Source organism: Streptomyces sp. NPDC051180 (genome assembly GCF_040689545.1).
Taxonomy (GTDB): Bacteria; Actinomycetota; Actinomycetes; order Streptomycetales; family Streptomycetaceae; genus Streptomyces.
This window is the reverse complement of the sequence record NZ_JBFBBC010000005.1, coordinates 256,191-276,695: the sequence shown is the minus strand read 5'-3', so window position 1 is coordinate 276,695 and position 20,505 is coordinate 256,191. Positions and strand designations below refer to the sequence as shown.

The 20,505-nt window shown below is 70.8% G+C and carries 21 protein-coding genes; 18 read left to right on the top strand and 3 right to left on the bottom strand.

Features of this window, described 5'->3' with window-relative positions; genetic code table 11:
* Window positions 1-5: 5 nt before the first annotated feature.
* Window positions 6-833, bottom strand: coding sequence for a hypothetical protein (locus AB0424_RS12590; protein ID WP_366304574.1), 828 nt, complete (start codon window positions 831-833; stop codon window positions 6-8).
* 257 nt (window positions 834-1,090) lie between these two features.
* On the opposite strand from AB0424_RS12590, the gene AB0424_RS12585 reads away from it, so the two are divergent.
* The 4 genes from AB0424_RS12585 to AB0424_RS12570 all read left to right on the top strand — a co-directional run bounded on the left by AB0424_RS12585 (window position 1,091) and on the right by AB0424_RS12570 (window position 3,178).
* A complete protein-coding gene (locus AB0424_RS12585) occupies window positions 1,091-1,501 on the top strand; it encodes a hypothetical protein (RefSeq protein WP_366304572.1) in 411 nt (136 codons plus the stop codon).
* 249 nt (window positions 1,502-1,750) lie between these two features.
* Window positions 1,751-2,362, top strand: coding sequence for a phage tail protein (locus AB0424_RS12580; RefSeq protein WP_187623348.1), 612 nt, complete (start codon window positions 1,751-1,753; stop codon window positions 2,360-2,362).
* A gap of 88 nt (window positions 2,363-2,450) precedes the next feature.
* Window positions 2,451-2,741, top strand: coding sequence for a hypothetical protein (locus tag AB0424_RS12575; protein WP_366304570.1), 291 nt, complete (start codon window positions 2,451-2,453; stop codon window positions 2,739-2,741).
* A 110-nt stretch (window positions 2,742-2,851) separates the two neighbouring features.
* Window positions 2,852-3,178, top strand: coding sequence for a hypothetical protein (locus tag AB0424_RS12570; RefSeq protein ID WP_366304568.1), 327 nt, complete (start codon window positions 2,852-2,854; stop codon window positions 3,176-3,178).
* 27 nt (window positions 3,179-3,205) lie between these two features.
* Here AB0424_RS12570 and AB0424_RS12565 read toward each other — a convergent pair whose 3' ends face one another.
* A complete protein-coding gene (locus AB0424_RS12565) occupies window positions 3,206-4,120 on the bottom strand; it encodes a hypothetical protein (protein ID WP_366304567.1) in 915 nt (304 codons plus the stop codon).
* Window positions 4,121-4,423: 303 nt separating this feature from the next.
* Here AB0424_RS12565 and AB0424_RS12560 point away from each other — a divergent pair, with 303 nt between their 5' ends.
* The 14 genes from AB0424_RS12560 to AB0424_RS12495 all read left to right on the top strand — a co-directional run bounded on the left by AB0424_RS12560 (window position 4,424) and on the right by AB0424_RS12495 (window position 16,502).
* The gene (locus tag AB0424_RS12560) at window positions 4,424-4,636 is read left to right on the top strand and encodes a hypothetical protein (protein ID WP_366304565.1); all 213 of its coding nucleotides are present in this window, start codon (window positions 4,424-4,426) and stop codon (window positions 4,634-4,636) included.
* 92 nt (window positions 4,637-4,728) lie between these two features.
* On the top strand, window positions 4,729-5,709 hold the full coding sequence (locus AB0424_RS12555; protein ID WP_366304563.1) for a hypothetical protein: 981 nt from the start codon (window positions 4,729-4,731) through the stop codon (window positions 5,707-5,709).
* A gap of 27 nt (window positions 5,710-5,736) precedes the next feature.
* Window positions 5,737-6,936, top strand: coding sequence for a phage tail protein (locus AB0424_RS12550; protein ID WP_366304561.1), 1,200 nt, complete (start codon window positions 5,737-5,739; stop codon window positions 6,934-6,936).
* On the top strand, window positions 6,933-8,177 hold the full coding sequence (locus tag AB0424_RS12545; protein WP_366304559.1) for a tape-measure protein: 1,245 nt from the start codon (window positions 6,933-6,935) through the stop codon (window positions 8,175-8,177). The genes AB0424_RS12550 and AB0424_RS12545 overlap by 4 nt, the downstream gene beginning before the upstream one ends.
* Before the next feature lie 39 nt (window positions 8,178-8,216).
* Window positions 8,217-9,149, top strand: coding sequence for a phage tail protein (locus tag AB0424_RS12540; RefSeq protein ID WP_366304558.1), 933 nt, complete (start codon window positions 8,217-8,219; stop codon window positions 9,147-9,149).
* A gap of 51 nt (window positions 9,150-9,200) precedes the next feature.
* Entirely contained in the window at window positions 9,201-10,394 is a 1,194-nt protein-coding gene (locus AB0424_RS12535; RefSeq protein WP_366304556.1) for a hypothetical protein, read from the top strand.
* A 36-nt stretch (window positions 10,395-10,430) separates the two neighbouring features.
* The gene (locus AB0424_RS12530) at window positions 10,431-11,639 is read left to right on the top strand and encodes a hypothetical protein (RefSeq protein ID WP_366304555.1); all 1,209 of its coding nucleotides are present in this window, start codon (window positions 10,431-10,433) and stop codon (window positions 11,637-11,639) included.
* Between the two features lie 49 nt (window positions 11,640-11,688).
* A complete protein-coding gene (locus tag AB0424_RS12525; protein WP_366304553.1) occupies window positions 11,689-12,828 on the top strand; it encodes a hypothetical protein in 1,140 nt (379 codons plus the stop codon).
* Window positions 12,829-12,838: 10 nt separating this feature from the next.
* Window positions 12,839-13,978: a hypothetical protein gene (locus AB0424_RS12520; RefSeq protein WP_366304552.1), complete on the top strand. Its 1,140-nt coding sequence runs from the start codon at window positions 12,839-12,841 to the stop codon at window positions 13,976-13,978.
* Window positions 13,978-14,547 carry a hypothetical protein gene (locus AB0424_RS12515; protein WP_366304550.1) on the top strand — a complete coding sequence of 190 codons (570 nt, stop codon included), beginning with the start codon at window positions 13,978-13,980 and terminating at the stop codon, window positions 14,545-14,547. Before AB0424_RS12520 ends, AB0424_RS12515 begins: the two co-directional genes overlap by 1 nt.
* A gap of 34 nt (window positions 14,548-14,581) precedes the next feature.
* Entirely contained in the window at window positions 14,582-14,959 is a 378-nt protein-coding gene (locus tag AB0424_RS12510; RefSeq protein ID WP_366304549.1) for an ATP-binding protein, read from the top strand.
* A gap of 109 nt (window positions 14,960-15,068) precedes the next feature.
* Window positions 15,069-15,980: a peptidoglycan-binding protein gene (locus AB0424_RS12505; protein WP_366304547.1), complete on the top strand. Its 912-nt coding sequence runs from the start codon at window positions 15,069-15,071 to the stop codon at window positions 15,978-15,980.
* A 35-nt stretch (window positions 15,981-16,015) separates the two neighbouring features.
* Entirely contained in the window at window positions 16,016-16,252 is a 237-nt protein-coding gene (locus AB0424_RS12500; RefSeq protein WP_366304545.1) for a hypothetical protein, read from the top strand.
* Window positions 16,239-16,502: a hypothetical protein gene (locus AB0424_RS12495; protein WP_366304544.1), complete on the top strand. Its 264-nt coding sequence runs from the start codon at window positions 16,239-16,241 to the stop codon at window positions 16,500-16,502. Before AB0424_RS12500 ends, AB0424_RS12495 begins: the two co-directional genes overlap by 14 nt.
* A gap of 66 nt (window positions 16,503-16,568) precedes the next feature.
* Here the strand turns inward: AB0424_RS12495 and AB0424_RS12490 are convergent, their stop codons facing one another.
* Window positions 16,569-20,468, bottom strand: a complete 3,900-nt coding sequence (locus AB0424_RS12490) for a DNA-directed RNA polymerase subunit beta' (protein ID WP_366304543.1) — start codon at window positions 20,466-20,468, stop codon at window positions 16,569-16,571.
* Window positions 20,469-20,505: the final 37 nt, after the last annotated feature.

The window sequence follows — 20,505 nt, the reverse complement described above, 5'->3', positions numbered from 1 at the left end:
CTTCGTCATGCCGCCAGGAAGGCGCGCAGGGAGCCGACGAGCGCGTCGGCGAAGCGCTCGCGCACCGGTTCGGGGACGCGGTCGAGGGAGAGGTAGGGGTTGAGGTCCTCCAGTTCGACGAGGAGCAGCTCCCCGTCGGGCGCGCGGCAGGCGTCGACGCGCTGGATGCCGTGGTCGAGGGTGTTCCACGCGATGAAGCGGCGGGCGAACGCGAGGTCCTCGGCGGTCGGCTCGTACGGTTCGAGGACCCAGCGGCGCTCCGGGTCGGGGGCGTACAGGGCGTACTGGAAGAGGTCGTCGACGAAGTAGAAGGAGACCTCGTACCGGAAGTCGACGCGCGGCTGGACGAGGAGGTCTCCGTAGGAGAGGCCGGCGAGTTCCTCGTACGGCAGGAAGCGCAGCCCTATGGAGTCGGCGCCGGCCTTGGGCTTGACCGCGTACCGCTCGGCCTCGGGCAGCCGGTGGAGGTCCTCGGGCCGGTCGACGGTGGGGATGACGGGGTGGCCGGCGGCCGTCAGGTCGAGGAGGTACCGCTTGCCGGCCATGTCGCCGCGGCCGTGCAGCGGGTTGTAGACGCGGGTGCCGAGGGCGGTGGCCCGCTCGCGGAAGGCGTCGTACTCCTCGCGGTAGCCGAGGACGGGTCCGCTGTTGCGGACGACGACGGCGTCGAAGTCCGCCATGAGCGCGGCGGCGTCGAGCGGGTGGCAGAGGGCCAGGTCGAAGTCGGCGCGCAGCCGGGCGGTGAGCTGGATGTCCTCGTCACAGTAGCGCCGCCCCCGGGCCGGGTAGGCGAGGTCGGTCACGTAGAGCAGGTGGGGGCGGTCGGCGGACACGGGCGGCTCCCTGGGGTTCGGTGACGGCCAACCTATCCAGTGGTGATCCCGGGCCCGGGGCACAGGGGTCCCGAACTAGTTGCGTGCGCGCACGCTCTCTGTCACAGTTGGTGCAGCGGCGGAGCTGCGCCCGCAGGACGGGCGGCAGTCTCCGCCGTTCGCCGTCCGGGCGCGCTGCCGCGCGCCCCGCCCCTCCCGCCGGAGCGCCCCGGACGGCCCCCGTCCCGCACCCGTCCCCTCTCCCGAGGAGAACCGTCATGACCACTCCCCCGAGTGCTTTCCCGGACGTCGAGAAGCTGGTCGTCGACGTCCTCAAGGCCGACCCCGCCCTCGCCGGCGTCACCGTCGCCGCCGGCGCGCCGGCCGGCTTCGACGGCACCCAGAGCGCCGTCCTGGTCAACCGCCGCGGCGGCGCCTGGATCGGCGACCTGCACGTCGACATGCCGCTGATCGAGTTCGAGGTGTACGGGCCGAGCAAGACCGCCGCCCACGTCCTCGCCAACGCGGCCCGGCGGGCGCTGCTCGCCACCATCGGCAAGCAGCTCGGCGCGAACAACGTCGTCCACGACGTCGAGGAGCAGGACGGGCCGCGCTGGATGCCCGACTACCTCTACCGGGGCGCCAACCGCTACCTCTGCGTCATCCGCCTCTCCCTGAGCGTCTTCTGAGCCTCCCCGAGCGCCTCACGGGACCCCGCGGGCGTCCTCCGGGCCCCGACAGCCCGGACGGACCCTGATCCGTCCGCCGTCCCGACCGCCCCTCCCGGCGGCTCGGGCCTTCGAGCGCCCCGAGCCCGCGCGGCTCCCCGACGGGCGCTCGCCCACAGACCAGGCCCCGCCGTCCGGCGGGGCCTTTGCCGTACCCGGACCCGACGTCCGGGGCGGTCGTCACCACCCAACCCAAGGAGAAACCCCACCATGGCTGGAAACAACTCCGCCGAGATCCGCGTCGCCGGCACCGGCAAGCTCTACGTGGCCGACGCCGGCACGTCCGCCCCGGCCACCTTCGGCACGGACTCCGCCGCCGACTGGTCCGGCGCGGGCTGGAAGGACCTCGGCTTCACCTCCGGCGACGGCGTCACCTTCTCGAAGAAGGACAAGCTGGAGGCCATCGACTCGTGGCAGTCGGTCTCCCCGGTCCACTACATCTACTCGAGCCGCGACCTCTCGCTGAAGTTCTCGCTGCTCCAGTTCAACGAGGACACCCTGCCCTTCTTCATGGGCGGCGACGCCGTCAAGGCGGAGCCGACGCCGGCCGTCGACACCTACCGGTACGAGATCGCCGAGCGTCCGTTCGCCGACGTGCGCGCCCTCGGCCTGGAGTTCACCGACGTCAAGGCCGGTGGCACGACCGCGGTGAAGTACCGCTTCATCATCCCGCGCGGCCAGGTCACCGCGACCGACGACATCAAGCTGGCCCGCAAGGCGGCGTCCCAGCTGGGCGTCACCTTCAGCGCCATGTCGAAGGGCGACGGCAAGCCGCTGGCGACCTTCCTCATGAAGGACAGCCAGTACAGCGCGACGGTCTGATCCCTCTCCACCCGGGGCGGGACGGCACACCGCCGGCCCGCCCCACCCCTCTCCTCCTCACTCACGCGAACAAGGAGTACGCATCACCATGGCCCGCTTCGACGTCAACGCCGCCCGCGCCCAGCGACAGGAGGCCCACGGCCGCGCCTGGTCCTTCGAGCTGGACGGCGAGAGCTACACCCTTCCCACCGAGCTGAGCCGTGCCACCGCGAAGGCGCTGCGCAAGCTCGACGACAACGACGTGGACGGGCTGCTCGCACTCCTGATGGGTGAGGCGCAGTTCTCCCGCTTCGAGCAGCACGACACCACCATGCAGGACATCGCCGCCATCCTGGAGGCGTACGGCAAGGAGACCGGGCTCGGCCTGGGGGAAGACTGAGCCTCGCCGAGTTCGTCGACGAACACGCCGAGGCCCTTGAGGCGGACCTCCTCCGCTACTACGCCGTCGACCTGCTCGACTGGCACCGCGGCGAGCTCTCCAGCCGCCGCGTGCTCGTGCTGATCAAGCACCTGCCGCGGGACAGCGCCGTCCAGCGCGAGCTCCACGGCGAGGCCGCCGAGTGGTCGATCGGCGACCATCTGCTGGCGGCGGCGGTGGATCACCTGGCCATCTCCAACTGGATGTTCGCCTGCGTCAACACCGGTGAGGACTCCGACCCGCCGGAGGCTCCGACGCCCGTCCCCCGTCCCGGTGCCCCCACCGACGGCGAGGACGGCGCGGAGGCGTCGGCGGACCCGGTCACCGGCGGGGAGGGCGCGCCCGCAGAGGAGAGCGCCCTGCCGTCGCACCACGCCATCGCCCGGTTCTTCGGGTGATCCCGCGGCCCCCGGAGCCCCTTCCCGTCAGGGAGTGGGCTCCGGGGGCGCTTCTTCCCGTCCCCGCTCGGCGCCCATGTCCTTCTCCAGGGCCCTGGCCCGGTCGGACAGCCGGCGCCCCCTGCCCGCGCGCGCGTCCGGTTCGGCGGCCTCGGCCTCGCGCCGGTCGGCGGGCGGGCCGACGGGCACTCCGGCCAGCGGCGGGACGATCGGCCGGCCGCCCTTGCCGCGCACGACCTTCCGCACCGGGCGGCCGTTGCGGCGGGCCCGGCTCTCCTGGGCGGTCACCAGGACGTCCGGCTCGCCCTCGGGCTCGTACGCGCTCCGGTGCTCGGGCTCGACCTCCCCGTCGGGGGCGTCCGCCTCGGGCGGCTCCTCCTGACCGGGCCGCCGCCCCGCACCCTGGCCCTGGCCCTGGCTCTGGCCCGGTCCCGTTCGCAGGCCGGACTCGGACCGCTGTCCCGGTACGGGGCGCCGTTCCGGTTCGGCCCGCTGACCGGGTTCGGCCCGCTGGTCGAACTGTTCGCGTTCCCTGCGGACGCGCTCCTCGGCCTCGACGACGGCGGCGGGCGGTTCCAGGAGCCGGGCGAAGGGCAGCGCGATGACCCGGGCGCCTTCCTGACCGGCGCCCGTGCGCCGCTGGGGGCGGCGGATTCCACGCGCGTCACCCTGGCCCTGGGCGTAGGCGTCGGCGACGCGCCTCTCGTACTCCCGCCGGATGCGCGGCAGTTCGTCGGACACGGCCTCCGCCCAGCCGGCGGTGAACGCGGCCGTCTCCCGGCGGTCGACCTCGGCTCTCGGGATCACGACGAGGTCCTCGGGGGCGTACCCGGACACATGGACGAGTTCCGAGAGGTACGCGAAGAGATGGGGCAGATCAGGGTGGGCGGCCAGCCAGTCGACGACCCGCTCCCGGTGACTGGCACCCGGCTCCGTATCCATGGTCAGTGCTGCCTTCCAGCCCCCTGGGGTCCCCGCGCGCCCCTCGCGCCCCTCGCCCCCAGGAGTGGTCCGGTCCGGGGAACGCGTCTTCCAGGTTACCCGGTCGAACACATGAGCCGTTCAGCCGCCAACACGTTCGGAAAACGCGCAAGAAGACACACCGTCAGGCGTTTCCCGCTCGACAAACCTCGAACAGATGTTCCACACTCTGTTCGCACAGTAGTTCGAACACGTGGTGCCCCCGCTCCTCACTCCGCGGCGCCGCCACACACGCACGGGCAAGCAACCGGAAGGCAGGCGTCCATGACCCAGCAGGCCGAGGCATCGCGACCGCAGATCCCTCTCCAGGACCGCCTCCGCCAGCTCCTCGACGGACCCGTCGCCCTCGACAAGAGAGCCCTGCTCGGCACCTTGTACGCCGAGGTCTCCCGCTACGAGACCCTCGCGTACACGGCGGGCTGGAACGACGCCCTCGCGACGATGCGCCGCGGCCCCCGCCGGGACGACGACGCCTAGCAGCGCCGGCTGCACCCGCACGAACGAGCCCCTGCCCCCACCGGCAGGGGCTTTTCGGCGCTTGGCCCCCACGGGCCGGAAGCGGAGCAATCATGGCAGAAGTAACGAACGAGGACCTCCAACTCCAGATCGCAGGCATCAGGCACTACGTACGGAAGGTCGACGGCGGCTGGCTGCCCACGACCGAGTGGCTGAAGCAGAAGCTGGCTCCCCTGGAGCTCGTCGGCGACATGAAGGAGAAGATCGAGGACATCCACAAGGAGGTCGTCAAGAACCCGGTCTCGGAGTACTTCGAGGCCGCCGGCCTCGACGGCATCGCCGCCGGTATCGAGAAGCTCTACGAGGGCGAGGGTTTCGGGACGGCCTTCAAGTACTGGGGGTCGACCGTCGTCGGCGGCATGGTGGCCCTCGTCATCGGCGCGCTCAGCGTCTACCTGGCGGGCAAGTTCGTGGGCCTGCGCCGGGACATCCAGGAGCTCATCAGCCGTGACGGGCTGATCCGCGGCTACGACGAGAACGGCGATCTCACCCGCCAACCCCGAACAGCCATCGAGGACCGGGAGCGCCGGGTCGCCCGAGGCGGCGGCACCCTCGCCGACATCCCCCAGAACGCCAACTTCGACGCCCTGCGCGGACAGCTGGAGTCGCTCAACCCGGAGCTGGAGAAGTTCAACCAGCGCGCCCCCGGCTTCGTCACCAACTTCCGCAAGATGCCGAGCGCCGCCAAGCTCACGCCGACGGCGGAGGGCGTCGACAAGATCGCCAAGGCCGTCACCGAAGCCCCGAACGCCTCGACCCTCGGCAGGGTCGCCAAGAGCCTCGGCAAGATCACCGATGCCGTGAAGGACGCCAACCCCGGCCACATCTCCAAGGTCGCCAAGGCCGTCGGGAAGCTCAAGCTCGCCGTGGACGGACTCGACACGGCCAATATCCCCAAGGCCGCCCCCCTCCAGGGCGCGGCCGACGCGGCGCACAACCTCGCCACCAACACCGGGACCCTCGCCGGGAAGCTGCGGGAGTTCGCACGGACGGTCAGCTCCCTGAACGACGAGCTCGGCGGCGCGGCCACCTGACCCCCACCCCCCGAAAGGAGGTGACCCATGTCTCTCGTCAGAAACCTGAAGAACGCGTCCGACTCCCTGCGCAGCCTCAAGACGCAGGCGTCCGGCGCCGGAAGCTCGGTCAAGAAGGTCGGTGACGCCGGAAAGACGGCGTCGAGTCAGCTGCAGTCCCTCAAGACCAACGCCCAAGGCTCCAACACCCAGCTCAAGAACCTCAAGACGGCTTCGGACCAGGCCGAGAAGGCCATGTCCAAGGCCGGCAGGACGGCGGAGTCCGCCGGCACCAAGATGGGCAAGTACGAGTCCGGAGCGGGCAAGGCCGCCAAGGGCCAGGACAAGCTCAACAAGTCGATGAAGGGCAACTTCCTCGCCCGGCTCATCGAACTGTTCATGCCGCTGATCGAGAAGATCGTCGACATGGCGCTGCAGTCGAAGACGATGCAGAAGATCCTCAAGAAGGCGTTCGACGCCGTCAAGACGGTCATCAGCTCGGTCATGAAGGCCGTCGGCCCGATCATGAAGAAGGCGGGCGACCTGATCAAGACGGTCTGGAACGGCATCAAGAAGGCCGTCTCCACCGTGGTCAAGGCCGTCGCCACCGTCATCAAGACCTACGTCACCATCTGGAAGACGGTCATCACGACCGTCATGAAGGCGATCAAGGCGGTCATCGGCACCGTCTGGAACGGCATCAAGGCCGTCATCACCCCGGTCGTGAACTGGATCAAGAGCGCGATCCCGAACGCCTTCTCCGCCGTCAAGGACAAGATGTCCTCCATCTGGAACGGCCTGCGGGACATCGCGTCCCGGGCGTTCGAGGGCATCAAGAGCGGCGTGTCCGGTCCGATCAACGCCGTCATCGGCCTGATCAACCGGATGATCCGGGCCGTCAACGGGGTCAAGGTCAGCGTCCCCGGCTGGGTGCCGGTCGTCGGAGGCAAGACCTTCGGCGTCAACATCCCGACCATCCCGATGCTGGCCACCGGTGGTGTCGTCATGCCCCGCACCGGCGGCGTCCCTGCCATCCTCGCCGAGGCCGGCGAGGCCGAGGCCGTCCTCCCGCTGTCCAAGCTGGACCGGCTGCTCGCCCTCACCGCCCGCCGGGCCCGCCTGGCCCAGGGCCACCCGGGCGGCGCCAACGGCCCCGGCCTGCACATCGAGAACTACCACGCCGCCCGCAACAGCGACCCGCAGTCCACGGCGGACGCCCTGATGTACCTGGCGAAGGCGCGCGGATGAGTGCCGCGGTCGCCATGCCGAGGTTCGGCACGGTCACTCCGGCGATGGCCTCCCTGCGCCAGGGCGCCGGTCAGGCGGGCGACTCGTTCAAGCGGCTGCGGCAGGACGTCCAGCGGGCGGCGGGCGGCATCGGAGGTCTCACCACCGCGCTGCGCACCGCCGGCACCTCCGTCCGCACCCTGGGGAACACCGCGTCGGGGGCGGCGACCTCGGTCCGGCGGCTCAAGCAGTCCAAGGCGGCCACGGGCGTCAGGAAGCTCGGCACCGCCGCGGGCAAGGCCAGGACCGTCGCCGGGAAGCTCGGCCCCGCCGTCGGCGGGGTCCTCGCCCTCCTCGCCCCGCTGCTGCCCGTCACCGACACCATCACCCGGCTGATGGACACCTACGGCACGGTCATGACGGTCGCCTCGGTCGCCATGACCGGCATCAACCTCGCCATGAGGGCCAACCCGATCGGCTTCCTCGTCGGCATCCTCGTACCGGTCGCCGCCTGGCTCATCGAGTACGCGATGCAGACCGAGACCGGCCAGAAGATCATGAAGCAGGTGTTCCAGGCGGCGCTCAAGGGCTTCCAGTCGGTCTGGACGTTCCTGCAGCCGGTGATCAAGCTGATCGGGCAGGCCGTCGGGACGTACTTCAAGGCGTACCTGACGCTCTTCACGGGCGCACTGAAGATCATCGGCAGCGGGATCGGCGGGATCTCCCGGGTCCGCACCACGGTCACCTCCGCCTCCCACGCCCTGCGCGGCATCGCCTCGCGCACGATCGGCGGGATCAAGAACGCGGTCAAGCCGGTCCTGTCCTTCATCACCGACAAGATCCCGGGTTTCTTCCGGCACGCGAAGGACGCCGTCGCCAACGCCCTGCGGGGCATGGGCGATCTGGTCAAGGGCGCCCTCAGCGCCGTCCTCGGCGTCGTCAAGGGCCCGATCAACGGGCTGATCGCCTTCGCCAACTGGATCATCGACGGGCTCGACAAGCTCAGCTTCAGCCTCCTCGGCAAGAAGTTCGGCGTCGACCTCGACAAGATCCCGATGCTCGCCGAGGGCGGTGTCGTCTTCCCCGGCGCGTCCGAGGCGCCGCGCATCGACCCGATCTCCGACCTGGAGCACCGCCGCGTCCCCGCGCTCACCGAACCGCCCCGCAAGCCGTACCGCGTGCGGGACTTCCACGAGGACCCGGGCGCCGGCCCCCGGTCGACCGCCGAGGACCTGCTCTTCCTCGCGACCGCCCGCGCGTGACACCCGCCGACCTCCCACCAGAAGTGAGGTGACGGCCCCATGGCCGAGACCACAACCACCTACGCCGGCAGCGACCTCACCGCCGACCTCGCGCCCGGCTCGCTGATCACCCAGGACGGGCAGATCCAGTGGGCCGGGCTCCTCATCGGCCCCGGCACCCCGTTCAACGTCGACAGGTCCGGCCTCCAGGGCTGGGAGGACCTGCCCGAGTACGACTCCTCCGACGCCGACCGGCCGACCTCGCACGGCGCCTGGCCCGGCTCCCGGTACGCCAAGCCCCGCAAGATCGCCGGCACGGTCGTGCTGATGCCGGAGTTCAACGGGGCGACGGAGGTCATCCGCGCCCTGCGGCAGTCCCTCGCCCTGCTCGACGAGGAGCGCTGGCTCACCGTCCGGCTGCACGGCGAGATGCTCGCCGTGCGCGCCCGGATCGCCCAGCGCGTGGTCCCCGCGGACCAGGGCTTCGCCACCCAGGGCAGTTCGAGGATGTCGATCCAGTGGCTGGCCGCCGACCCGCGCCGCTACGCCGTCAACGAGCAGACCGCGAGCACCACGGCCCCGCAGCCCGAGACCGGCCTGACCTGGCCGCCGGAGGGCCTGCAGTGGCCGCTCTCCTGGGGCCAGGCCACCTCCACCGGCGACGCCGTCGCCGAGAACACCGGCTCCGCCGCCGCCCACCCCCTGATCGCCTTCCGCGGTCCGTGCTCCATGCCGACCGTCACCGAGCGGATCAGCAAGCGCCGGCTGCGGTACGCCATCGACCTGGCCGCCGGCGACGAGCTCGTCGTCGACACCGCCAACGGCACCGTGATGCTCAACGGCACCGCGTCCCGCCGCCACACCGCCATGGCGGACTCCAGCCCGGAGGAGCTCTTCGTGCTCGAACCGGGTCGCACGGAACTGGCGTTCCGGCCCGACGAGGCGACGCCGGAGGCCGTGATGACGGTCCGCTGGCGCAGCGCCGAGTGGTGACCGGACCCCGCTCCTCGCCCGCTTCCCCCTCCTCACGAAAGAGGTGAACCCATGACCGTACGGGCCGCCTGGCTCCAGCCCACGGGCCAGACCCGGGAAGACACCCGGATCGCCCTGTCGGCGCTCCTCACCCCGAACGGACAGAGCGCGGCGGAGACTCCGCTGCGCTCGCGCCCCGGCATCGTGCCGGGCGGCCTGGCGCTGACCGGCACCGGACCGATGCAGTGCTCGATCGGCACCGGCCGGGCCGTCATCCAGGGCGGCGACACCGCCCAGGGCGCGTACATGCTCGCGGTGACCGCCCCCGAGACGCTCACCCTCGCCGACGGCGACCCGCAGAACGGCCGGATCGACCTGATCGAACTGGCCGTCCTCGACGACGCCTACGACAGGAGCGGCTCCACCACGGCCGTGATCCGGCTCGTCAAGGGCGCGCCCGCCGCCGCCCCGGTCGCCCCCAACTCCGGTCCCGGCAGCGCCTTCCCGCTCTACACGGTGTCGGTCCCGGCCGGCGCCTCGGCCGGCAACGGCGGCGTCCAGTGGACCACCCCGGGCGTGGTCACCACCCAGCACTACCCGATGACGGCGCTCGGCGGCATCATGCCGACCAGCGGCTTCAAGGGCGCCTACGCCGGCCAGTACCGCGACGTCGCGGGCCTGCTGCAGCGCTGGGACGGCACGACCTGGATCTCGTACCCGAAGCACATCGGCGGCATCGCCCCGCACGGCACCATGACCAGCGGCGGGTACGCGGGCCAGTACCGCGACAACGCCGGGATCCTGCAGCGCTGGGACGGCTCGGCCTGGCAGTACGCCGAGGGCAAGGCGACGATCCTGTTCAGCGCCTCCCAGACCGCGATGCAGAGCGTGCCGACCGGCACGTGGACGCCGATCACCCTCCAGGGCGTCGACATCGACGACTTCACCGGCTGGAACGGCACCGACAGCTTCGTCGTCCCGCGCACCGGCTGGTGGCGGGTGTCCGGCCACGTCGCCTGGAACGGCGACTCCACCACCGGCGTGCGCGGCGCCCGCGTCACCGTCGGCGGGGTCGGCGTCCCCCGGATGACCTGGCTCGCCCCGGCCTCCACCGGAGCGGTCACCGTCGGCGGCCAGGGCCTGGTCAAGCTCACCGCCGGGAACGTGGTGCAGCTCGCCGGCTACCACAACCACACGGCGGCGGTCCGCACCCTCGGCGGCTCCGGCTACTACTGCAACCTCTCCGCCCAGTGGATCCGGTCCTGACCCCGCCCTCCCCGTAACCCCGATTGGAGCAACGCCATGAACCTGCGCAGCAGCTGGACCCTCGAGACCGGCCAGACCCGCGAGGACACCCGCCTCACCCAGATGGGCGCCACCAACGCGCTCAACCCCGTCCAGGTGCGGTCCGGCATCCTGCCGGGCTCGTACGACGGCAAGTACCGGCTGTCCGGCTTCTGGATGACGAACTCCGCCGCCATGTCGGCGATCGTCTCCGAAGGCCGGGCGGTCATCCAGGGCGACATCTCCCAGGGCGCCTACCCGGTGACGCTGCCGACCTCCGAGGTCGTCACCTTCGCCGCCGGCAACGCGCAGTTCGACCGGATCGACCTCGTCGTCCTGCGGATCTACGACAAGCTGTACGAGGGCACCCGCAACGAGGCCGTCGTCGAGGTCATCCAGGGCGTCCCCGAGGCGAACCCGAAGGCGCAGCCGGTGCCGGCGCGCAGCCTCCCGCTGTACGAGGTGCGGGTCCCGATCGGCGCCAGCGCGGGCAACGGCGGCATCCCCTGGGCCTCGGCCCTGAAGGACCTGCGCTCGACCGTCGTCTCCGCGGGCGGCATCCTGCCGGTCGAGGGGCCGGTCCAGCCGGGCGCCTACCCGGGCCAGTACCAGGACACCCCGAACAGCCAGTTCCAGCGCTGGGACGGCGGCAAGTGGGTGTCCTACCCGGAGGCCGTCGGCGGCATCATCCCGGCCTCCGCCTCCACCACCCAGGGCAGCTACACCGGCCAGTACCGGGACACCACCGGCGTGCTCCAGCGCTGGAACGGCACGGCGTGGGCGCCGGCGTTCCCGGGGCCGTACTTCGCCGACCAGCAGGACGCGGGCTACACCCTGTCGACGACCTACGTGAACACCCTGCTCGACCGGACCACGAACCCGTTCACGCTGACCTTCACGGCCCCGCCGTCCAAGAGCGTGCTGATCACCTTCGGCTCGCGGGTGGAGACCATCCTGGAGTCCGGCACCAACGCCGCCGCGGGCGCCTGGATGTGCCTGAAGATCACCCAGGGCGCCACGGTCGTCCGCGACCTGGACGACGAGCTGGCGGTGAAGGGCGGCCGCTCGGTGGCCCCGGCGGACGGTGTCTCCGCCTCGACGGTGCAGCGCCTGAGCGGCCTCACGCCGGGCGCCTCGTACACGCTCACCGCGTTCTACCGCACGACGCACGCCAACATCCGGGCGTGGTTCGACAACAGCTTCATGCAGGTCACCCCGCAGTACTGAGCCCACGCGGCCGCCGCCCCGCCCCCGTCCCGCCCGACAGGAGAACCGCATGCCCGTACGATCCGGCTGGCTGACGCCCACCGGCCAGACCCGACAGCACACCCGTCTCACCCACATCGGCGCCACCACCCCCGTGAACCCGCTGGCCTCGCGGTCCGGCATCCTGCCGGGCTCGTACGACGGCAGGTCCCGGGTCGGCGGCCTGTGGATGGCCTCCTCCGGCCCGATGACGGCCACCGTCTACCACGGCCGGGCGGTCGTCCAGGGCACCAATGCCGACGGCGCCTACCCCGTCGCCCTCGACCAGGACATGGCCGTCACCTTCGGCGACGGGGACCCGCTCAACCCGCGGATCGACCTGGTCGTGCTCCGCGTCCACGACCACGACGCCGACACCCAGGGCAGGTACGAGGCCGTCGTCGAGATCGTCAAGGGCGAGGCGAAGGCCGCCCCGGTGGCCCCGGCCGCCCCGGCCCGCTCGCTGGTCCTGTTCAGCGTGAAGGTCAAGGCCGGGGCCTCGGCCGGCAACGGCGGCATCGACTGGGCCGGCGGCGCCTCCACCGACCTGCGCACCACGCTGGTCGCGGCGGGCGGCATCCTGCCGGTCTACAACAACGCCGGCGTCCCCGGCTCCTACCCGGGCCAGTACCAGGACAACGACAACGCCCACTTCCTCCAGCGCTGGGACGGCACGGCCTGGGTCGCCTACCCCAAGGAGATCGGCGGCATCGCGCCGAGCGGCACCCTCACCACGGGCAGCTACTCCGGCCAGTACCGCGACTCCGGCGGCCAGCTCCAGCGCTGGAACAACAACGCCTGGACCGCCTACCAGCCGCCCGTCGAGGTGGAGACGAGCGGCACGGGGGCGACCCCTGCCGCCGGCTGGACCCTCGTGGGCTTCGCGGGCCGCAGGACCCGCGGCGTGGCCACCGTCTCCGTGACGGTGTCCCGCAGCGGTGCCGACCTCACCGCCACCACCGCCGGCAACCTCAGCCCCGACGAGCTGGTCTGCACCCTGCCGGCGGGCTGGCGGCCCTCGTTCGCGTACGAGGCGTCCGGCACCGACTTCTACGGCCAGGGCGCGTTCACCTTCTCGCCCGACGGCAACGTCCATGTGCGCACCTGGTCCGCGAACGGCGTCCTGACCGCCGGCCGGAGCATCCGCATCACCGCCACCTACGTCCTCTGAGGGGACCTCGATGACGATCGACACGCCCTACCGGGCGATCTTCTGCGACCTGCTCACCGACCAGACGCTCGACATCCTCCCCCTGCGGGACGTCTCCTTCGACGACTACATCGGCAAGGCCGGCTCGCTCTCCGGCACGATCCCCATCCCCGACGAGGCCATCGCCGAGCGCGTCAAGAAGGTCCGGGAGGGCCGCACCGCGGTCTACCTGGAGCGCGGCGGCGACCTGTGGTGGGGCGGCATCGTCTGGACCACCACCCTGCAGTCCAGCGGCCGCGGGGTGCTGACCCTCGGCATCCAGGCCGCCACGTTCGACTCGTACGCGGGCCGCCGGCGCATCCGCACCGACATCACGTACGACACCCCCACCCAGCAGCTGGTGATCGCCCGCAGGCTGTGGGCGGAGCTCGACGTCCAGACCTACCCCGGCGACCCGGACGCGGAGAACCCCAAGCGCCTCGGGATCTCGTTCGGCGACGAGGTGCCGCGCAAGCCCGAGGTCAAGCGCACCGTCTCGTGGCGCAGGGGCGACGAGACCGTGTACCTGGACGCGCTCAACCAGATCGCCGAGATGCAGGACGGCTTCGAGCACCAGATCCTGGTCTACCGCGATCCCGTCTCCGGACAGCGCATCCGGCAGCTCCGGCTCGGGGAGCCGAAGATCGTCAACGGGTCCACCGACCTCCTCTTCGACCGCCCCGGCGTCATCCTGTCGTACTCCTTCCCCTACGACGCGACGCGCGGCGCCACCACCGCCGTCGCCCGCGGCGCCTCGGCGAACGGCAACGCGGCCCAGGAGTCCCGCCCGCTGTACGGCAAGGAGCAGTACCGCAGCGAGCTGCTCGCCGACGGCTGGCCCCTGATCGACCTGTCCTCCGACCACAACGAGGTCACGGACGAACTCGCCCTGGAGGCACTGGCGTCGGCCGAGCTGAACCAGGTCATGGGCGCCGTGGTGATCCCGGCGATCACCATCCACCTGGGCGGCATCGTGCCGCCCGCGCTCATCGGGCGCATGGCCCGCATCCGTATCCACGACGAGTGGTTCGCCCAGGGTCTCGACGCCCGCTACCGCATCATCGGCGTCAAGGTCACCCCGCCGGAACGCGGCCGCTCCGACACCGCCGAGCTCTACCTCGAGGAGTCCTGATGCCCCAGCTGCCCGAGGACATCATCGACCGGCTGAACCAGATGGAACGCCGGCTCAAGGCCCTGTCCACCGCCGTCAACACCCGCCCCGCCGTCAACGAGTTCCGCCCCCCGCAGACCGGCAGCGTCACCATCACCCGGCCGCTGTTCCGGATCTTCGACGGCTACAACCACGAGATCTTCGCCGACGACATCATGACCGGCGGTCTCGCCCGGCCCTGGCTGCCGCTCACCCCGCCGCTGCCGAGCGACACGAGCAAGTGGCCCTCCACCACCGCCGGCGCCTTCACCACGATCGCCCGCTGCTCCAACCCCATCTGGCAGCCGAAGATGCGGCTCGCCGTCAACACGGCGGCGTCGACCGGCGGCGCCGGCCAGATCCGGGTGCTCGTCGACAGCGTCCCCTTCGGGCCCGTGGTCACCGCCGGCACCATCTACGACCACCTCGGCCTGCTGCCCGGCGACATGAAGACCCGCTTCGGCCAGACGATGTACATCGAGATCCAGGCGCTGGCCACCGCGGGCACGGTCTACGCCCAGCCCGTCCTCATCCACGGCGCCCAGACCTGACCCACCCGCCGCACAGCGACCACGAGGAGCACCCATGACCATCGACCCCACCCAGCCCTGGGGCGTGACCATCGACTACGCGGGCCGCGCCGTCGTCACCGAGGACGGCCACACCCTGACCGTGCGCGTGTACGACAACACCATGGGCTACACCCTGCAGCGCGACCCGGTGACCGGGCAGTACCCCTCGGTGTACGTCACCGCCGAGCTCACCGAGAAGGGCACCGGCGACGCCACCCTGCGCGGCTCCGGCCTGGTCGTCGTGGAGGCCCGGGACGGCGTCCCGACCGTCCCCGACCAGACGGCCGTGCAGCGCGCGGTCACGGCCGCCCTCGCCGACTTCGAGACCCGCCGGGCCGCCTGCGCCGCGCTCTGCGCGACCTGGGCCCCGCCGGCCCCGCCCGTCCCGTAGGCCCTCCGGCCGACCGGGACGCACCCGCGCCCCACCTCGTACGCCCGCCCGACCGGCTCCCCCGGTGCGGGCTTTTTTCATGTCCGCACACCTGTCCGGAGGACACCAGATGGCCACTCCCCTCACCGCGGAACGGCTCGTCGCCGCGCTCCGCGCCGAAGGCGTCACCGTCGTCGAACACCCCGGCTGGCGCACCCACAGCCGCAACCACGTCGGCGCCTGGGGCCCGGTCACCGGCGTGATGATCCACCACACGGTCTCCAGCGGCACCGCCTCCTCCGTCGAGCTCTGCTTCGACGGGTACGAGGGCCTGCCGGGGCCGCTCTGCCACGGTGTCATCGCCAAGGACGGCAGCGTCCACCTCGTCGCCAACGGCCGCGCCAACCACGCCGGCGGGGGCGACCCGTCGGTCCTCCGGGCCGTGATGAGCGAGACGTACGGGGACCGGCCGCCGGCCCCCCGCGTCCACCAGGGCAGCCCCGGCGCCGTCGACGGCAACTCCCGCTTCTACGGCTTCGAGTGCGTCAACCTCGGCACCGGCAACGACCCCTGGCCGGCCGCCCAGCTCGACGCGATCGAACGGGTCTCGGCCGCCCTGTGCCGGGCCCACGGCTGGGGCGCCCGCTCCGTCATCGGCCACCTGGAGTGGTCCGACTGGAAGAACGACCCCCGGGGCTTCGGCATGCCGACCCTGCGCGACCGGGTCCAGGCCCGGCTGAACAAGACGCCGTCGAAGAACGTCCCCTCCACGGGCAAGCCGGCCGCACCCCGCCTCCAGCCGTTCCCGGGCGCCTCGTTCTTCCGCAAGGAGACGAGCTCCCCGGTCATCACGGCCATGGGCCGCCGCCTCGTCGCCGAGGGCTGCTCCGCGTACACCGTCGGCCCCGGCCCCCGCTGGAGCGAGGCGGACCGGCTCGGCTACGCGAAGTGGCAGCACAAGCTCGGCTTCCGCGGCTCGGACGCCGACGGCGTCCCCGGCGCCGCCTCCTGGAACGCCCTGAAGGTCCCGTACACGCAGTAGGCACCCCCCGACCCCCCACAGCAAGGAGTCACCCGATGTCCGATGCCGCCAAGCGCACGGCCCGCACCGTCCTCCAGTCCGCCGTCGGCATCGCCGTCGTGCTCCCCGCGATCGTCGACGCCTCCGGCGTCCCCGCCACCCTCCCCTGGGTCGCCGGGGCGCTGGCCGTCGCCGGCGGGCTGGCCCGTGTGATGGCCCTCGACGCGGTGCAGAACCTGCTGCCGTCCTGGCTGCGCAGCACCACCCCGGGCGGTGCCGATGACCGAGTCTGACCCGAACGACCCGGTCGCCGTCGCCGTCGAACTGGAACGGCTGCGCGGCACGCTGGAGGCCGGCTTCGCCCGAGTCGACGGCTCCCTCGCGCTGCTCGTCCAGCGCAGCGACCAGACCGACCGGCAGCTCGCCGACCACGAGGCCCGCCTCGACGAGCTGGAACGCTCCCGCTGGCCGCTGACCAGCATCGCCGCGCTCACCGCGAGCGCCGGCGTCCTCGTCGCGGTCTGGGAGCTGGCCGGCCGCTGAGCCGGCCCCGGGCACGCCGAAGGGCGGCCACCCCGTCGCCGGGGTGACCGCCCTTCGCCCTACTGCTTACTGGTTGTACGGACCGTAGTCGTAGTCCTCCAGCGGCACGGCCTGGCCGGAGCCCGAGCCGAACGGCGAGTAGTCGATGTCGTCGTAGCCGACGGCCGAGTACATCGCGGCCTTGGCCTCCTCGGTCGGCTCGACCCGGATGTTGCGGTAGCGGGAAAGACCCGTACCGGCCGGGATGAGCTTACCGATGATGACGTTCTCCTTGAGGCCGATGAGGCTGTCGGACTTGGCGTTGATCGCCGCATCCGTCAGGACTCGGGTCGTCTCCTGGAAGGACGCCGCCGACAGCCACGACTCGGTGGCGAGCGATGCCTTGGTGATACCCATCAGCTGCGGACGGCCGGAGGCGGGGTGACCGCCCTCGGTGACCACACGACGGTTCTCGGTCTCGAACTTCGACCGCTCGACCAGCTCGCCCGGCAGGAGCTCCGCGTCGCCGGACTCGATGATCGTCACGCGGCGGAGCATCTGCCGGATGATGATCTCGATGTGCTTGTCGTGGATCGACACGCCCTGCGAGTTGTAGACCTTCTGGACTTCGCCGACCAGGTGGACCTGGACCGCGCGCTGACCGAGGATCCGGAGCACGTCGTGCGGGTTGGTGGCACCCACGGTGAGCTTCTGGCCCACCTCGACGTGGTCGCCCTCGCCCACGAGCAGACGGGCACGCTTCGAGATCGGGAACGCCGTCTCGTCGGTGCCGTCGTCCGGGGTGACGACGATCTTCTTGGTCTTCTCGGTCTCCTCGATGCGGACGCGGCCGGCCGCCTCCGAGATCGGGGCGACACCCTTGGGCTGACGGGCCTCGAAGAGCTCGACGACACGCGGCAGACCCTGGGTGATGTCGTCACCGGCCACACCACCGGTGTGGAAGGTACGCATCGTCAGCTGGGTACCGGGCTCACCGATGGACTGGGCGGCGATGATGCCGACCGCCTCACCGATGTCGACCAGCTTGCCGGTGGCGAGCGAACGGCCGTAGCAGAAGGCACAGGTGCCGACCGCGGACTCACAGGTCAGGACCGAACGGGTCTTGACCTCCTCGACGCCCGCGTTGACCAGGGCGTCGATGAGCACGTCACCCAGGTCGACGTTGGCCGGCGCGATGACCTTGCCGTCGACGACGACGTCCTCGGCGAGCATCCGCGCGTACACGGAGGTCTCGACGTCGTCCGTCTTGCGCAGGACACCGGCCTCGTCCTTCGCCGCGATCCGCAGCTTCAGACCGCGCTCGGTGCCACAGTCCTCCTCGCGGATGATGACGTCCTGCGAGACGTCCACCAGACGACGGGTCAGGTAACCCGAGTCGGCGGTACGCAGGGCGGTGTCGGCGAGACCCTTACGGGCACCGTGCGTGGAGATGAAGTACTCGAGGACGGTGAGGCCCTCGCGGAACGACGCCTTGATGGGACGCGGGATCGTCTCGTTCTTGGCGTTGGACACCAGACCACGCATACCCGCGATCTGACGCATCTGCATCATGTTTCCTCGGGCACCCGAGTCGACCATCATGAAGATGGGGTTCGTCCGCGGGAAGTTCGCGTTCATCGCCTCGGCGACCTCGTTGGTCGCCTTGGTCCAGATCGCGATGAGCTCCTGCGTGCGCTCTTCCTTGGTGATGAGACCGCGCTCGTACTGCTTCTGGACCTTCTCGTCCTGCGCCTCGTAGCCCTTGACGATCTCCTTCTTCGCCTCGGGAACGACGACGTCGGAGATGGCCACGGTGACGCCGGAGCGGGTCGCCCAGTAGAAGCCGGCCGCCTTCAGGTTGTCGAGCGTCGCCGCCACGATGACCTTGGGGTAGCGCTCGGCGAGGTCGTTGACGATCTCGGAGAGCTGCTTCTTGCCGACGGAGTAGTCGACGAACGGGTAGTCCTCGGGCAGCAGCTCGTTGAAGAGCGCGCGGCCCAGGGTCGTCCGCAGACGGAACGAGTCGCCCTGCTGCCACTCCGGCTCGCCCTCCTCGGCGACCGGGGGAACCCAGCCACGGGGAGCGACGGTGCCGACGGGGAAGCGGATCTCGATCTCCGACTGGAGCGCGAGCTCGCCGGCGTCGAACGCCATGATCGCCTCGGCCGTGGAGCCGAACGCGCGGCCCTCGCCCTTGGTGTCACGGAGCTCGCCGTCGGTGGTCAGGAAGAACAGACCGAGGACCATGTCCTGGGTCGGCATCGTGACCGGACGGCCGTCGGCCGGCTTCAGGATGTTGTTCGAGGACAGCATCAGGATGCGGGCCTCGGCCTGCGCCTCCGCGGAGAGCGGCAGGTGCACGGCCATCTGGTCACCGTCGAAGTCCGCGTTGAACGCGGTGCAGACGAGCGGGTGGATCTGGATGGCCTTGCCCTCGACCAGCTGGGGCTCGAACGCCTGGATGCCGAGGCGGTGCAGCGTGGGCGCACGGTTCAGCAGGACCGGGTGCTCGGCGATGACCTCTTCGAGGACGTCGTACACGACCGTGCGGCCGCGCTCGACCATCCGCTTGGCGCTCTTGATGTTCTGCGCGTGGTTCAGGTCGACCAGGCGCTTCATCACGAACGGCTTGAAGAGCTCCAGCGCCATGGCCTTGGGCAGACCGCACTGGTGCAGCTTCAGCTGCGGACCGACGACGATGACGGAACGCGCGGAGTAGTCCACACGCTTGCCGAGCAGGTTCTGACGGAAACGACCCTGCTTGCCCTTCAGCATGTCGCTGAGGGACTTCAGCGGACGGTTGCCGGGGCCCGTGACCGGGCGACCACGACGGCCGTTGTCGAAGAGGGCGTCGACCGCCTCCTGGAGCATCCGCTTCTCGTTGTTCACGATGATCTCGGGGGCACCGAGGTCGAGCAGACGCTTCAGGCGGTTGTTGCGGTTGATCACGCGGCGGTACAGGTCGTTCAGGTCGGAGGTCGCGAAGCGGCCACCGTCCAGCTGCACCATCGGACGGAGGTCCGGCGGGATGACCGGGACGCAGTCGAGAACCATGCCCTTGGGGCTGTTCGCGGTCTGCAGGAACGCGGAGACGACCTTGAGGCGCTTGAGCGCACGGGTCTTCTTCTGGCCCTTGCCGGTGCGGATGATCTCGCGGAGGCGCTCGGCCTCCTCCTCCAGGTCGAAGGACTCCAGGCGCTTCTGCAGCGCCGCGGCACCCATCGAGCCGTCGAAGTACGTGCCGAAGCGGTCACGCAGCTCGCGGTAGAGGAGCTCGTCGCCCTCCAGGTCCTGGACCTTGAGGTTCTTGAAGCGCGACCAGACCTCGTCCAGACGGTCGATCTCGCGCTGCGCACGGTCGCGCAGCTGCTTCATCTCGCGCTCGGCGCCCTCGCGCACCTTGCGGCGCACGTCGGCCTTGGCGCCCTCGGCCTCGAGCTCGCCGAGGTCGTTCTCGAGCTTCTTGGCGCGGGCCTCCAGGTCGGAGTCGCGACGGTTCTCGATCTGCTGGCGCTCGACGGAGACGTGCGCCTCCAGCGAGGGCAGGTCACGCGTACGACGCTCGTCGTCGACGTACGTGATCATGTACGCCGCGAAGTAGATGACCTTCTCCAGGTCCTTCGGGGCGAGGTCGAGCAGGTATCCGAGACGCGACGGGACGCCCTTGAAGTACCAGATGTGGGTGACGGGAGCGGCGAGCTCGATGTGGCCCATCCGCTCACGGCGCACCTTCGCGCGGGTGACCTCGACGCCACACCGCTCACAGATGATGCCCTTGAAGCGGACGCGCTTGTACTTGCCGCAGTAGCACTCCCAGTCCCGGGTCGGACCGAAGATCTTCTCGCAGAAGAGTCCGTCCTTCTCGGGCTTGAGCGTGCGGTAGTTGATGGTCTCCGGCTTCTTGACCTCGCCGTGGCTCCACTGACGGATGTCGTCAGCGGTAGCCAGACCGATCCGGAGCTCGTCGAAGAAGTTGACGTCGAGCACTATGCGTCAATCCCTCTCAGGGTTGTAAGTCTTGGGG